The organism is Candidatus Bathyarchaeota archaeon (genome assembly GCA_026014465.1).
Taxonomy (GTDB): Archaea; Thermoproteota; Bathyarchaeia; order Bathyarchaeales; family Bathycorpusculaceae; genus JADGNF01.
Genome location: JAOZID010000010.1, coordinates 1,407,013 through 1,422,533 on the forward strand (window position 1 = coordinate 1,407,013; position 15,521 = coordinate 1,422,533).

Annotated in this window: 12 protein-coding genes; 6 read left to right on the forward strand and 6 right to left on the reverse strand. The window is 47.1% G+C overall.

Annotated features, from left to right (window positions below):
• Positions 1-447: 447 nt before the first annotated feature.
• Complete coding sequence (locus NWF04_09435) at positions 448-2,016, forward strand: ATP-binding protein (protein ID MCW4006793.1); 1,569 nt, start codon at positions 448-450, stop codon at positions 2,014-2,016.
• 129 nt (positions 2,017-2,145) lie between these two features.
• Positions 2,146-3,333, forward strand: a complete 1,188-nt coding sequence (locus NWF04_09440; protein MCW4006794.1) for an FprA family A-type flavoprotein — start codon at positions 2,146-2,148, stop codon at positions 3,331-3,333.
• Between the two features lie 56 nt (positions 3,334-3,389).
• On the opposite strand, the gene NWF04_09445 is transcribed toward NWF04_09440, so the two are convergent.
• Both NWF04_09445 and NWF04_09450 read right to left on the reverse strand, forming a co-directional pair.
• Positions 3,390-3,944, reverse strand: a complete 555-nt coding sequence (locus NWF04_09445; GenBank protein MCW4006795.1) for a cob(I)yrinic acid a,c-diamide adenosyltransferase — start codon at positions 3,942-3,944, stop codon at positions 3,390-3,392.
• A 12-nt stretch (positions 3,945-3,956) separates the two neighbouring features.
• Entirely contained in the window at positions 3,957-6,053 is a 2,097-nt protein-coding gene (locus NWF04_09450) for an adenosylcobalamin-dependent ribonucleoside-diphosphate reductase (GenBank protein MCW4006796.1), read from the reverse strand.
• Between the two features lie 175 nt (positions 6,054-6,228).
• Between NWF04_09450 and NWF04_09455 the strand changes: the two genes are divergently transcribed.
• On the forward strand, positions 6,229-7,524 hold the full coding sequence (locus NWF04_09455; protein ID MCW4006797.1) for a B12-binding domain-containing radical SAM protein: 1,296 nt from the start codon (positions 6,229-6,231) through the stop codon (positions 7,522-7,524).
• A gap of 135 nt (positions 7,525-7,659) precedes the next feature.
• Positions 7,660-8,520: a hypothetical protein gene (locus tag NWF04_09460; protein ID MCW4006798.1), complete on the forward strand. Its 861-nt coding sequence runs from the start codon at positions 7,660-7,662 to the stop codon at positions 8,518-8,520.
• On the opposite strand, the gene NWF04_09465 is transcribed toward NWF04_09460, so the two are convergent.
• Both NWF04_09465 and NWF04_09470 read right to left on the reverse strand, forming a co-directional pair.
• Complete coding sequence (locus NWF04_09465) at positions 8,517-11,159, reverse strand: PQQ-binding-like beta-propeller repeat protein (protein ID MCW4006799.1); 2,643 nt, start codon at positions 11,157-11,159, stop codon at positions 8,517-8,519. The two genes, NWF04_09460 and NWF04_09465, sit on opposite strands and share 4 nt — an antisense overlap.
• A gap of 72 nt (positions 11,160-11,231) precedes the next feature.
• The gene (locus NWF04_09470) at positions 11,232-12,173 is read right to left on the reverse strand and encodes a trypsin-like peptidase domain-containing protein (GenBank protein ID MCW4006800.1); all 942 of its coding nucleotides are present in this window, start codon (positions 12,171-12,173) and stop codon (positions 11,232-11,234) included.
• A 296-nt stretch (positions 12,174-12,469) separates the two neighbouring features.
• On the opposite strand from NWF04_09470, the gene NWF04_09475 reads away from it, so the two are divergent.
• Positions 12,470-13,432, forward strand: a complete 963-nt coding sequence (locus NWF04_09475; protein ID MCW4006801.1) for a hypothetical protein — start codon at positions 12,470-12,472, stop codon at positions 13,430-13,432.
• Positions 13,433-13,470: 38 nt separating this feature from the next.
• Here the strand turns inward: NWF04_09475 and NWF04_09480 are convergent, their stop codons facing one another.
• Together NWF04_09480 and NWF04_09485 are read right to left on the reverse strand one after the other, a co-directional pair.
• Entirely contained in the window at positions 13,471-13,956 is a 486-nt protein-coding gene (locus NWF04_09480) for a ferritin-like domain-containing protein (protein MCW4006802.1), read from the reverse strand.
• Positions 13,957-13,983: 27 nt separating this feature from the next.
• Entirely contained in the window at positions 13,984-14,427 is a 444-nt protein-coding gene (locus tag NWF04_09485; GenBank protein MCW4006803.1) for a flavodoxin domain-containing protein, read from the reverse strand.
• A gap of 140 nt (positions 14,428-14,567) precedes the next feature.
• Between NWF04_09485 and NWF04_09490 the strand changes: the two genes are divergently transcribed.
• A complete protein-coding gene (locus NWF04_09490) occupies positions 14,568-15,500 on the forward strand; it encodes an FAD-dependent oxidoreductase (protein ID MCW4006804.1) in 933 nt (310 codons plus the stop codon).
• Positions 15,501-15,521: the final 21 nt, after the last annotated feature.

Below are 15,521 nucleotides of genomic sequence, written 5' to 3' on the forward strand. Positions count from 1 at the left end.
CCTAAAATGGATATAGCTTCCTACAAAAGATACATCTTTTCAAGACACAAACCCCAAAACCCTGTATCCGCCACAACACCTGATTCTCTGGCTATAGACCCCCTCCCTCCCCTTCTAAGAAAACCCCGTTTCAAACCGCTTTCTTGCCTTACTGCCTGCTTCGGGTTTTGGTTGCGTCCTAAAAAGTCCCTAAAAGTCCTCTTGCGTCCCAAAACGTCAACCTTAACATATGGTGTAATTTCGTTGGAATCAGGCTTTTCCTTATGATCTGTTTTTGTTCTGTATCTTTTGCCTATCCTGTGATGTTGTTATTAAGCAAATTGTTATAAATAAAACTGAACCAATACACAAAAGTGGGGTTAGCAGGCAAGTTGAAAAAAGCTATCTTCTTTGTGCTTACTGGTTTAGTTTTTGTCTGTTTAATTACAAGAGTTATTGGTGGGTTTAATGAAACAAGAAGTATCTAAACTGGATGCAGTTCCTTCAAAACGGTTGTTTCTTTCGATAATAGCCGATTATGATGTGAATCGTTCAATTTGTGAACTGGTAGATAATGCTATTGATCTTTGGGTTAAAAGTGGTAAAACAAAAAAGCTTGCTATACAGATAGTTGTTGATGCCCGTCAGCAATCAATATGTATTCGTGACAACGCTGGTGGTGTAAAAAAGGATGATATGCGTGTTATCGTTGGTCCTGGTCAAACAACTAATCATCCAACCGATGAGGTTATTGGGATTTTTGGTGTGGGAACTAAAAGAGCAGTTGTTGCATTAGCGCAGTACATCAAAATCACAACTCGTTATAAACGAGATAGAACTTACCAGGTTGAATTCGATGATGCTTGGCTTGAAACTGATGGTTGGGATTTGCCTCTATATGAAGTGGATTCCATAGCGGAAAGTACAACAATAATTGATCTGCAAAAACTGCGGCTTCATATAACTGACGATGTCGTATTGCATCTTAAGCAACATATTCGTGCTACATACGCCAAGTTTTTGACAAATGATCAACTTCTTCTAACTCTAAATGGGGAGAAATTGCAGCCGCTTGGCTTCGAAAATTGGGCGTATCCTCCAAAATATGAGCCGCGTAACTATGCTGGTACTTTGGTAACAGAAGATGGTCAAAGTGTAAGTGTGGAAGTTACTGCTGGTCTTACTTTGGAATCCAGTCCTGCTACAGGTGAGTATGGCGTTTACTTCTATTGTAATGATCGTCTTATCGCGCGGGCTTTAAAAACCTACAATGTAGGTTTTACAAAGGGCTTGGCAGGTGTTCCCCATCCAAGTCTTTCCCTGGCAAGAATCATAGTTTCTCTCAAAGGTGAAACACAGTCAATGCCTTGGAATAGCAGTAAATCGGCTATAAACCCTAATCATCAGGTCTTTGTGGCTCTGCGGGATTGGTTAGTTCAGGTGGTGAAGGATTATGCTTCATTGTCTCGCAGGCTTGAAGGCGATTGGGAGGAAAAAGTATTTGCCTACCCTGAAGGTGAACCCATGCAAGTTTCAATATCTAACTTTCCAGAAGCTCGGAAGTCCTACCTTCCTCCTCTTCCCCAATCAAAGCCAAGATACGTTGATAAAATGAAGCAAGTAAACAAAAAAATTGCTAAAGAAAAACCTTGGACAATAGGTCTCTATGAATCTATTGTCGCTGTAGATTTAATCTATAATCAAAAGTTACAGCAAAAGAATCGTATTTGTTTGATACTGTTAGATAGTACCATAGAGATAGCTTTCAAAGAGTTTTTAGTTAATGACATTGACTTGAAAACCAACGATGAGCGGTTAAGCCAGCTTTTTTGCAGAAGAGCTGCTGTTCAGAAGGAGGTTAGCGCGCTTCAAAAGAACATCTCTTATACTGAATGGAAAAAAATTGACTATTATTACAAGATGCGTTGTAAGCTTGTGCATGAACGGGCCTCAGTTCAAGTGAGTGATTATGAGGTTGAAGATTATCGGCGTATAGTTGAAACTGTTCTTCACAAATTATTCAAACTGTGTTTTTAACAAAAATGCTTGGTGTTATCTTGAGGTTTGCCCGATATTGTGTTCAACTGACCTTTTGTGCGCTTATGGTCTGTTTAACATATAGAATAAAAGTCAAGAACTCTTAGTATTATATGAAGGTAGAAATTTATGGTCAAAGTTAACTTAGCTGAGAATGTTTTTTGGGTTGGTGCTGTTGATTGGAATATTCGTGATTTTCACGGGTATACGACGCAGCGTGGTAGTAGTTATAATGCGTATTTGATTGTGGATGAGAAGGTTGCGTTGGTGGATACGGTTAAGCATACGTTTAGTGATGATTTGCTTGCGCATATCTGTGAGGTTATAGACCCCGCCAAAATTGACTACATCATCGTAAATCATGTGGAGATGGATCATTCCAGTTCGCTGCCAAGAATTGCGCAGGTTGCCAAGAACGCTACTATCATCTCGTCGGAGCGTGGCAAGGACGCGTTGGTGCAGCATTACGGCGAAGACTTCAACAAAGTCCAAACCGTCAAAACAGGCGACCAACTCAAATTGGGCAAGCGTACCCTGAGCTTTGTGGACGCGGCGATGCTTCACTGGCCTGACAGCATGTTCACCTACATCGTAGAAGACAAAATCTTGCTCTCCAACGACGCATTTGGACAGCACTTAGCCGCGGTGCAACGATTTGACGACCAAGTCGACGAACACATACTCATGGAGGAAGCCAAAACCTACTACGCCAACATCCTCATGCTCCTAGGACCCTTGATCATCAAGAAAATCCAAGAAGTCGTCAAAATGGGCATCCCCATTGACATGATAGCCCCAAGTCACGGCATCATCTGGCGCAAAAACCCAACAAAAATAATACAAGCTTACTTGGATTGGAGCGAAGAAAAATCCAAAGAAAAAATCGTTATCGTGCACGATACTATGTGGGGCAGCACTGACAAGATGGCACGTGCCATAGCAGAAGGCGCCGCAAGCGAAAACGTCGACGTCAAAGTCCTCAAACTGCGCGCTGCAAACACCACAGAAGCCATGACTGAAATCCTTGACTGCAAAGCCGTCCTCGTCGGCTCACCCACCTTAAACAACGGTATGTTCCCCACCATCAGCGCTTTCCTCACCTACGCCGCAGGACTAAAACCCAAAAACAAGCTCTGGGGCTTCTTTGGCTCCTACGGATGGGGAGGCGGAGCAGTACGCGCCATGACAGAGATGGCAACCAAAGCAGGCTTCCAAATCCACGACACCAACCTACAAGTAAAATACATCCCCAAACCCGACGACCTCAAACAATGCCGCGAACTAGGCAAACAAATCGCCCAAAAAATCAAAACCTAAACCCCTCGGGCTCAACCTTTCTTTCTTTTCTTTTTTGTTTTCTGATGTTGCTGTTGTTAGTATTGGATGCCTTTGGTTTGTGTGAATGTTTTTGGCATTTTGACGGGTTCGACGAAGTTGACAAAGTCGGCTCGGTCTATGAAGCTTTTGGGCGCGTATCTGCCTGTTAGAACCACCGTGGTTTGTTCTGGCACCTTGCTTAACAAATCCAGCACCGCCTCTTCCGCTACGAGTTTCCAGTGCGCCGCCAAATTCACCTCATCCAAAACCAGCAAATACGGCTCCCGCTCAAGCATAACCTTCAAGGCTAATTCTAAGCCCTGCTGCGCCAAAGCCTTATCCTCTTGTGTCACCCCTTCGATTTTGAAGGCTTCTCCGTCAATTTTTACGGTTTTGTCTTTTGTGCCCAGCCACGCTTTTCTGCCAAACTGGTAAATCTCATACAGCCCTGCCAGCTTGTCTTGGATTAGAACTTCGCCCGTGTCTTTGCTCCACTTGCAAAACTGCACAACCACAACTTTTTTGCCGTGCCCAACACAGCGCAGCGCTAGCCCCAAAGCGTTTGTTGTTTTGCCTCCGCCCAAACCCGTGTACAAGTAGACGTAACCCATTTTGGTGCCTCCTTATGCGGGGACGGGGCAGTTTTGTGAGGGACAGCCGCCTGCGTATTCTGAATCTGCCGAGACGAACGTGCCTTTTTCGGTTTTGATTTCGCCCACGTACAGCACCTGTTCAGGTTTGCTGCCGTAACGAAAAACCGTAACGCCCTTGCATTTGAGCTTCCACGCCAACTCATAAACCTCCCGTACGTCCTTGACGGTGGCTTCATGGGGCAGGTTCACGGTTTTGCTGACCGCGTTGTCGGTGTTTTCCTGAAACGCCGCCTGCATTTTTACGTGCCATTTGGGCGCAATATCTAACGCCGTAACAAAAACGCGCTGCACCTGTTCTGGTACGCCTTGGATGTTTTGCACTGAACCTGTCTTTGCGATTTCTTCTAATAATTGGGCGTTGTAGAAGCCCTGTTGCTTGGCGGTTTCCTCAAAAAACAGGTTCGTCTCAAACAATCTTGTGCCGCCCAAAACCTTGCGCATAAACGAAATAGCAAACAACGGCTCAACTCCAGATGAGCACCCCGCAATAATGCTTATTGTTCCTGTGGGTGCAATCGTGGTTATTGTTGCGTTTCTGAACGCTTTGTATTTTCCGTCCCAGATGCTGCCCTTAAAGTTGGGGAATGAACCGCGTTTCTTGGCGATTTGGGCAGATTTTTTGTGGCCTTCTTCTTTGATGAACTTCATTATTTGCCTGCCCAACTGCAGCGCTTCTTTGGAGTCGTAGGGCACATTTAGCATCAGGAGCATGTCGGCAAACCCCATAACGCCAAGCCCAATCTTGCGGTTTGCACGCGTTATCTCCCCCGTGGCTTTAAGCGGGTAAACATTCGCGTCCACCACGTTATCCAAAAAATGCACCGCCGCCCGCGCTGTCGTGCGCAGTTTCTCCCAATCCATCTCCTTCTTGTCTGCGGTCAGCATTTTGGAGAGGTTAATCGAACCCAAATTACACGATTCATAGGGCAAAAGCGGTTGTTCTCCACACGGGTTTGTCGAATCAATCCTGCCTATCTGTGGGGTTGGGTTGTGCTTGTTGATTTCGTCAATAAAGACTACGCCGGGGTCGCCTGTTGCCCACGCGGTCTGCGCCATCAGGTTCCAGATTTGTGAGGCTTTGAGTTTTTGGGTTCTCTCTTTGCTGCGCGGATTAACCAAATAGTACTCGCCGTCTGTTTTGAGTGCCTCCAAAAACTCGTTGGTGACGGCTACGGATATGTTGAAGTTGGTTAGGGCTGTGTGGTTTTGTTTGGCGGTTATGAACTCTTTGATGTCGGGGTGGTCTATGCGTAGGATTGCCATCATGGCTCCTCGGCGTTTTCCTCCTGCTTTGATGACTTGGGTGGCGGTGTTGAAGATTTGCATGAAGCTTATGGGTCCTGAGGCTACGCCTTTGCTGGAACGCACAAGGTCGCCTTGGGGTCTGAGTTTGGAGAAGTCAAAGCCTACGCCGCCGCCTGTTTGCTCGATGAGCGCCATGTTTTTTACGGCATCAAATATGCTCTCCAGAGAATCCTCTACGGGCAATACAAAACAAGCTGAAAGCTGCCCCCGCTGCGTACCCGCATTAAACAGTGTGGGCGTGTTGGGCAGGAACTCAAGTTTAGCCATCAGGTTGTAGAAGGTTTCTTGGGTTTTCTTGGGGTCTTCGCCATACGCTGCGTCCACCTGAGCAATAGCAGTTGCAACGCGGCTAAACAGTTGCGCGGGGGTTTCGATGATTTTCTCTTTTTCGTCGCGAAGCAAATACCTTTTCTTCAAAACCTCCATCGCGTTAACCGTCAACTTGGGCGCTACCCCCAGTAGCCCCCGCAGCCTGCGCAGCTCCTCCTTCTTCACCCTAAACTCCTCATACGCCACCGCCACTTTCCCGTAACCTTTTTCCTGTAAAACCTCAACTACAGCGTCTTGGGCATCCTCCACCGACGGCACCGCCTCCCCAAATTTCTCTTCTAACCGCTTGACCACTTCATAAGTTACATTTTTGGATTTGTCGCCGTTGCCCAGTTCTACTGCAAGAAACGCCTTATGCATGGCACTTTCAATTCTGCCCGCATCAAAATCTACAATCCTGCCATCACGTTTTTTTATCTTACCAGAAAACATAGCAGCCACACACAAACTTGTCCACGTTGTGATATAGAGTTTTCTGATGCCATGTTTCCTGTGTTTTTTGCTGTTTGGTTGTGGCTTGGTTTGAGGGCTACCGCAAATTATTAGACTTATATTGATATGGGTGACCTGTTATAGGATAAAGCAGACTCTGTTTGGGGGTTGTTACGTGAAAGTTTGTTTGGTGTTTCCGTGTTTGAAGAATTTTGGCGGCTTTGATAGCCTTGGCAAGCACAGTGAAGGCATATACGTTAACCATGGATTGGCAAGTATCGCGGCGGTGTTGTCTGCGAAGGGACATTTGGTTACTTTGGTTGATTTGCGTGAATGCAAAAGCTGGGATGATGTCCAAGCAAAGTTTGCTGAGGCAGACGCTGACTACTACTGTGTGTACATGCAGACTCTGGATTTTTACGAGGCAAAACGCTGCGGCGATATAGCTCACGATTTAGGAAAAAAAACCATAGTCGGTGGTCCCCACCCCAGCATACTGCCCGAACATGTCATAGCAACAACCAGCTTTGACTACGTGTTTGTCGGCGAAGCCGAAGTCACATTACCTGACCTGCTTGAAAACCCCCAAAAGTACGAGCGCCTAGTTGTTGGGGCGCATCCTGACTTGGATAGCTTGCCCTACGAGCAACGAGAAATTTTTAATCTGAAGAAGGTTTTTGCAACAAAGCATCCCTTTTTCCCTTCGCCGTTTTTAAGCGTAATTGTCGGGCGTGGGTGTCCGTTTACGTGTTCGTTTTGTAAGCCTGGCGAGGACAAGATTTTTGGCAAATTCCGCATGCGCAGCATTGACCATCTAATGGGCGAAATTGAAATGCTAAAAGACCGTTACGACTACGCTATTTTGATGATTGACGATGACAGTTTTACTTTGAAGCCTGATTACGTGAAGGAGTTTTGTGACCGCTACGAAAAAATTGGGTGCCCCTTCATAACTCAAAGCCGCGCGGATTTCATCGTCAACCATCCTGACTTGGTTAAACGCATGAAAGAAGTTGGGCTGTGGATGTTTATCGTCGGGTTTGAATCTGGCAACCAACGCATTCTTAATTTGTATCGCAAAGGCACCACAGTTGAGACAAACTTGCAGGCGGCTAACATCTGCAAACAAGCAGGCGTCAAGTTGTGGGCTAACTTCATTTTGGGCGCCCCAACTGAAACCTTAGACGAGGTGCGTGATACGTTGCGGATGGTGAAGACCATGAACCCCACGCATTACAGCCCCTCCTTTTACACTCCTGTAGTGGGCACTGACCTGTATGAGTACTGCCGCGAAAAGGGGCTTTTGCTGTCTGAGGACCCTGTTGATTGCGGTTCGCGCAGCCCGACGGCGCCAAAGATTAAGGGGCAAGACTATGAGGAGCTGCATAAGCTGCTGATGCGTGAATTGCATGGCGAATTGAAATACCAGAGTTGGCGTGCGCTGGGCAAAATTAAGCGGTTGCTGTCCTGATTCGCCTGTATAGACGTTTGGGTACAGCCTTGGACATCTGGTTTGGGTATATCTTAAATTCTGCTTTTTTGTCCATAAACTTTATTATTTAGGCTACTATCTTTTCGAGGTGCGTATTGTACGGTGACTTATTGAGTGTCCTTTGAAATCCAAGAGCTTCCTGATGTTATTAGGATTGTTATATTGCTGAACCTGAGCACCGGCAAAGCGGTTCCCAAGTTGTCTCTTAAACGCAAACTTGACAAAGTCTGCGCTAGCCTTTCCTGCATTGACATGCCTGACTTGGAAGAAGCCCTAACTGAAATGGAGCAAGAAGGCTTAATTACGCGCGAAAAAGACGCCGTGCAGCTAACCAAGCAGGGACTGCGCCTAGGCAAAGAATGGAAAAGCCTGTTGCTCAAAAAAGAACCCATCCTCGAAGTAGTCGCGGGCTTAGTGGATGGCTCCATAACAGGGCTTGTTGTTATTCTCTCATCTTTCATCTCGCTGCTAACTGGCAGCGGCGCCCTATCCTCCCCAAGCACCGTAGTGTTCGCAGCTTTTCTCACCCTAACCGCCGTAGCCATAACCAACTTCTCTAGCTTCTTCCTAGGAGGCGTAACAGAAGACCTCGCCGACATCCTGACCCTGCGAAACCTCATGAACTTTAGCTTAAGCGACATCCCAGACAAAATCGAACGCAAAAAATCCCTCATACTAGTCAAAAACCTCTTCCTCGCCCTAGACAAAGAAATCCGCAACGCAAACCTTTACGCCGCCGTAATCGTAGCCACCACCACCTTCGTAGCAGGAAGCATACCCATCGCCGCTTTCCTACTGCTACCCTACCCCATCAACGCTGTCGTATCGCTCTCTGTTGTCGCCGCCATCTCAGGCATATTCCTAGTGCGGTACCGCTCCAAGAAAACGCGGGTACACTGGAAAGTAACGCTGCTCGAAACCCTCGCTATAGTAGGCATAGCAACCCTAGCATCTGTAATTCTAGGGCTTGTCTAAGCCCCATTTTTTGTTGCTATATAGCTGGCTGGTTTGGTTTTTCTTTTCAAAAGTGCCCCTGCCAAAACCGTAGCCGCCAAAATCAGCGGCAAAACACTCCACAGCGCAAACTCAGGCACCACCAAAGCCTCCAACCGTGGGTAATAATCCGCGTTGTTTTCATCTATCCCGTAGGGCGTATCTGCGATTCCCGAACCCGCAATTTCTGAGGCTTCAGGATACCTTGCGGCGTAGTCGCTCCAATAATTACCCACTTCGCCGTTATCCCACAACACCTCATCCGTAGTTCCCGCCATAACCACTACCTGCTGTTGATTATCCACAAAGTTATTGCTGAAAACCACGTTTCCTTTGCCTACATTATCTGCCGTGACGTTGTTTAGTTGGATGCCGATGTTGTTGTCTGTTATGCTGTTGTCGTGGATTGAGGCGTTGCTGCAGTTTTCCCCAAAGGTTATGGCGGCTTTACCGTTTTGAGTTATGTTGTTGCCGTAGACGTAGAATGGTCCCCACCAGCGAAGGAATATCCCGCCGTTCTCATGGGTGTTTGTTGGGTCGGTTATGCTCCTGCCCGAGATAAAGTTTCCAGCTATGGTTATGTTGGCGCAGGAATCTGCAATTATCGCACCTGCACCGTTTCCCGCTATAGTGTTGTTGGTTATGGTGGTGTTTGAGGAGGAAACGTAAATGCCAAAGCCTTTGTTGTCGCTGATGTTGTTATTGCAGAAGACGTTGAAAGAAGGTTTTGCCATCTCTGCTATGTCTTTGTTGTTGCCGCGGGCTAAAATCCCCTCTAAGTTGCCCACGATGTTGTTGCCTATTATGTTGCACCTTGAAGGCACATGATTAGAACTGTCTTCTATGAGTATGCCCACGTTGCTGGGGTCGCCTAAAATAGTGAAGCCTAAAACCGTCACGTTATCCGCAGTGATTTGGATTACGCTTTGGGGGTATCGGTACCAGCTCTTTTTTATGATGGTTGTTTGGGGGTCTTCGCCTATGAGCGAGATTTGTTTGTCAATGACTATTCCGCTATGTCCCTGTGCATAGTACGTGTCTCTTCTAACAAAGATGGTGTCGCCGTCGCTGGCGTTGTCGATGGCTTCTTGGATAGTGTAGTAATCGTCTGGAACAACAATGGCTCCAGTTGGCGGATTTGCTGGGCGCGGCGTTGGCGTAGGGGCTGGAACCTCAACGGTCTGCAGCTTGAACGCGTAGACTGCTCCACTTTTCAGGTAAGTGCTGCTGTAATGAGTCACTTCATCTGCGGCAATGTAGACTACATCATCAACGACCACCACGGGATTGTTGACAACGTTTTCGATTGTATAGTTCCAGATTTTATTTCCAGACACGGCATCAAGGGCGTAAACGTTGTGCTCAAGCCATTTGTTGAATGTCAATGGACCTCCAGAGCCAACGAAAATGCTTCCGTTAGAGTACGTCAATGCTGTAGCTACTGAGCCGTCTTCTGCTCCTGGCGCGTAGCTGTAGTCTCGGGTTGGGTTGGTAAACTTCCAGATTTGCGCTCCATCCAACGCGCTTAGGCAATGCACGCCGCTATAATCCGCAAAATACACGCGGTCATTGACTAGTAACGGCTCCGAAGCACCGCCAAAAACATCCAACTCCCCAACCTCAGGTTGCGCCTTATAACTCCATAGCGTGTTCCCGTTCAAGGCATCAAAAGCGTAGGCTTCCCCATTTTCTGCCGTTACATACAATACGTCATTAGCGTAAACAGGTCGCCCCAACCCGTAAATGCTCAACTTGTCCCACAGTTTTGCTCCGCTTTTTGCTTCAAGGGCAATAATCTCTTTTGCGTCTTCGTCTCCCGCCGCGTTTTGGCTTTGATGACCTAAACAGAGGCAATTCTTTGCCATGACCTGCCATTCAAAAACTCCTGCCACGGTGTAATTCCACAGTTTTTCCCCGCCAGAAGCATTTACCGCGTAAACAGAGCATCTGCGTGAGTTGTCTGTGCTATTGTATAGATTGCTCAGGGCGTATATGGTCTCGCCGCTTTTTATTATGCCGTTGATTTTTGCGTCTATTTCGGTGTACTCCCAGATTTGTGTGCCTGTTGAAGCGTTAAGTGCCTGAATAATGCCTGCGCTCGCGGTTCTAGCGATAACGCTGTTTTCGTCGCGGTAAACATCAACCTGCCTGTTTGCGGTGCTTCCAACGTAGATGACTCCACCGTCAAGTACGCAGTAGCTGCTCCATCCTGAATAGGTTATGTTCCAGAGTTGTTCTCCCGTTGACGCGTTAAGTGCATGAAAAATCGAAGGGTCAAGAACGTTACTGCCGCGTGAACTTGCAAATACGGTTTCTTGAGTGATAACTGGGTTGTACCCGTTGAGCTCCCAAACTTGCTCTCCAGTTTTGGCGTCAAGGCAAAAGATGTTGTCTGTTGGCGCGCTTGTCCAGCTTGAGGTGCCGTAGACTAAACCGTTGTGCACCGTTAAATCTGAAACGATGGGGGCGGCTGTGGGGTAGCGCCAAAGCTGTAGTGCTTGTGTTCCCATAATCGTTGTTGATGAGTCGTTTTGGGCAGCATTTGATACTGCGGGACTAAAAGATAGAAAACTCAAACACAGAAGAGAAACCAGAAATGCAACCTGTGCTGGTTTTGCCATGCCAACTCACCTGTGACAGTTGCTTTTTAGCAGATAAAAGCGTGTTTGTACAGATTTCTTGACGCAAGAACTCTACGGCATGCCCTTGAGTTTTAACTCAAAAAAGTGTTCCTTGCTGTTGCGTAGTGCAAATACCCGTACTTGTTCGCCGACTTTTCTTTTGCGAATCTCCTCTGCCAAGTCTTCTACGCCGTGAGTTTCCCTGTTGTCTACTTCCAAGATTATGTCGCCTTGCGTGATGCCTGCGTAGCCTGCTGGGCTTCTTGCTGCAACTTTGCTGACAAGTACCCCGTGTCCAACGGGAAATCCATAGTATCGTGCAATCTCGGGTGTTAACGTCAAGCCGACTATGCCTAGCCATGGTCGTTTGCCTGTTTCTTGGGTTAAAATATCAGTGGTGCAGGTTTTTGCCGCGTTGATGGGGACTGCAAATCCGATGCCTTGCGCGTAGGGTATGATGGCAGTGTTTATGGCTACGATTTTGCCTTCGAGGTCTATTAGGGGGCCTCCGCTATTGCCTGGGTTGATGGCGGCGTCGGTTTGGACGAGGTTTTCTATGAGTCCGCGTTTGGATTGGATGGTGCGGTTTAATGCGCTGATGACTCCTGAGGTGACCGTTGGGCTGCCTGTTAAGCCAAAGGGGTTTCCTATGGCGAAGACTCTTTGTCCGACACGTAGCTTGTCTGAGTCGCCTAGTTTTGTTGGGGGCAGGTTTTTGTCTTTGACTTGTATGACGGCTATGTCGCGGGCTACGCATGAGCCTACTATGGTGCCTTGGGCGACTTGGTTGTTGTAGAATGTAACGTTGATTTTGTCTGCGCCGCCCACCACATGGTTGTTGGTGAGGATTAAGCCTTCTTTGTCGTCGTATATGGTGCCTGAACCCATGCCGCTTGCTGGAGTTGCTGTTTGATAGAACAGGTTCTGAGCGCGCCTGACAGTGCTTATGTTAACAACGCCCTTAGTCGCCTTCTCTATACCATCCAGAACCTCTTTTTCATCATGCGCAGACACAGCTCTCGCCTAGTAGCACAGTTCGTTTAAAGATTTAATAAACCTTCAACAGCCACCCTACTGCTGATGCGTAGCTTCAAAACCCTGCAGGCTACGGCTTCCCTCTTTTGCAGTACCTCGTAGGAGTAGCACTGTTTACCAATATGGTAATCATCTGGGAAAATCTATAAGAATATGCCAAATGTCATTTTGCTTCTGACGTGTGCTTGACGGGGGCATCCTCCTTTAAAATCGTCTCACGCCGATTTATTTCCTCTTCCCGTCAAGACTTCGTCACTTAAAATGAGTGGGTGACTATGAAAGCCCAAGAACATCTGATAATATTTCCTGGTAAAGTAGATAGTGAACGTGAAAATTCAATTGCGGATACATTGAATGTTTTAGACCGTCAATGTAAAGCCTGTAAGCCTGTTTCTCCTCTTGAATGCATGACGCGATGTAAAGTTTGGAAACTGCGCAACGAACTTAGGCACCTTTGTGAAACCATGGAAAACCCCAACTTCCTAAAAGACCTCCTCAACGTTCTCAAAAACGACACTCGCATAGCCATTTTGCAAGCCACCGCCAAATCGCGCTACTCTGCAGGTAAACTTCAAACCGAACTTCGCAAAGAAGGCTACATCCACAGCCAAGATACCCTAATCAACGAGTACCTAAAACCCCTGATGGATGTAGGGTTGGTAACAGAAGCACAAGACCAGTTCTACGCAACAATATTTGGCGGCAGATTCGCCAAGCTCATTAAAAACATCCCCGACTTTGGCTCTGTTTTGCCTGCACGTAGCGAATGCTACGAAGAAACCCTGCTCGTTGTCCTGCTCGATGGACCCAAAACTTTTGAAGAAATTGACGGCTTAGTTCCCTCTAACATTGTCTCTCGAATTCTTAAGCGCCTAAAAACCAGCGAACTCATAGCCACCTCCCAAGACCGCGACTACATCTTCTTTTTCCGTTCCAAACGTGACCCCGCAAAAGAAACCCTGCGTCCCACTGAAAACAAAGTATACTGGAACATACCCGAGCAGGGTATCTCTGCAAAAAAACTCTCTGACGAAACCCAGCTTTCCCTAAGACGCACCTACAAGTACCTGCGCGGCTTAAAAGGCAAAAAACTAATCTTCACCCGAAAAACCCCCAAAACCTACAAGCTAACCCAAAAAGGCGAACGCACCGCCTGGCTGCTAAACGAAATAAACACCTTAGTCAACGAAACCATGTACTTCTCAGAACAATTCATCAAACACAAACAAAACACATAACAAAACACGTTAAAGCCAAAAACAAGATGTAGCGGGGTTTACCCGCCTGGGGCTCCGTGGAAAGGTGCGCCTTCCCATAGGACGCTCCACCATTCTTCTTCAGTTATGGTTTCGCCGTGTACGATGATTTCTAGTACTTTTTTGAGTAGTTCGTGGTGTCGGCGTTCGTCTTGGAGAATCGAGTTGAGTAGGAACGTGACTTTTTTGTTTTCGATGGCGGGGATTTCTTTTTCGAGTTTTTCGATGAGTTCAGTTTCCATGTCTATGTGTTTTTGTACGAGTTCTTTTTGTTTGTCAAGGTTTTCTTGGGTCATGGCTTGGGGGACGGTGGTTAGAAGTGCTAGGGCGGAGCCGTATAGTTGAGCGTGCTTGGTAGAATCCATCGAGATGCCTTTCAAAACTGCCCTCACTGGCGGGTTTTGAATGTCTTTTATGCCTTGGTTTACGGATTCCACAATTTTGTTTTCAGCTTCCATTTGCTGTTTGATGAAACCCAAAAGCTTACTGTCTGCTTGTTTGCTCATGAAATCTATTCCTCACCTAAATAGAGGCTATGCAGACTGAATAAGGGTTTCGGCGACCTTTTTGCCTAGTTCTTTGCATTGGTCAAGGGCTTTTTGGTCTGGTTTGTACTTGGCAAGCACGTGGGGTTCGATGAGTTTCATCTCGAACTTGTTTTTCATGATTTCCAGCACAAGTTTTGGGGCTTCTCCGCTCCAGCCAAACGAGCCAAACGCTGCGCCAACTTTGCCCTTCAAATCCACACCCTGCGCGGCTGCTTCCTCAAACAACGTCTTAATATCAACAGGCATGTCATGATGATACGTAGAAGTACCCACCACCACGCCATCATACAAACCCAACTCTTTCGCCGCCACATAATAATTCATCTCAACATCCACATCGCCCGCAGCTTTCGCGCCTTCCACAACAGCATTAGCCATCTTCTCCGTGTTTCCAGTTCGGCTATAATACAAAACAAGAATTCTCGTCATAACAACCACAAACTAGAACTAAACCACTACAAGAAAATATGAACTTTCCGCCACACCCCGACCCCAAAACATAACCCTGTTCACACCCGAATAGCTATAAACCGCTTAACCTAACCTTACTTTGGCGAGTTGAATTTATCATGGAACATTGGGACTTAATTATTGTAGGTGCAGGTCCTGCTGGTTTGGCGGCTGGAATCTATGGTGCCCGAAGCGGACTTCGAACCCTGCTCCTTGACGAAAAAATAGCTGGCGGAACCGCCGTAGAAGCGCCTCTTGTAGAAAATTATCTTGGCTTTCCTAGCATCAAAGGCTCAGAGTTAGCCGAGAAAATGGTGCTTCACTGCAAGCAAACTGGCGCAGTTATTCATGATTTGGAGGCGGTTTCGTCTTTGGAGCTTGAGGGCGAGAAAAAGATTGTGAAGACCTCGGTTTCTGAGTATTCGGCTGGCGCAGTTATTATCGCTACAGGCTCGAGCTACAAACAGCTTGGGGTAAAGGGCGAGAACGAGTTTCGCGGCAAGGGCGTTAGTTACTGTGGCGTGTGCGACGGCTTTTTCTTTAAGGGCAAACATGTGCTTGTGATTGGCGGCGGAAACTCTGCATGCGCCACCTCTTTGTATCTTTCTGGTTTAGCCTCCCACGTTACCGTTGTCCACCGCAGAGCGGCGTTTCGCGGCGAAAAAGCCCTCGTAAAAGACTTAACCTCCAAAACCAACACAACCGTCCTCTTCGACACCACCGTAAAAGAAATCAAAGGCGATAAAACCGTAAACACCGTTACGCTCTCTGACCTCAAAACCGGAGAAACCCGCGACATATCTGTGGACGGAGTTTTTGTGCAAATCGGCGAAGCCCCAAACAGCCAACTAGCCCAAGACTCAGGCATCCAAGTCAACGAAAGTACACATATAATCATTGATATCAAACAGCAAACCAGCATCCCAGGCGTCTACGCCGCAGGAGACGTAACCAGCCACCCCATCATGCAAATCGGAACCGCCGTCGGACAAGGCATAACCGCCGCCCTACAAGCCTACAGCTACCTAAAACGACCCTACTACAGAAAATAAAGAGTTTTTGGAGACGCCCAG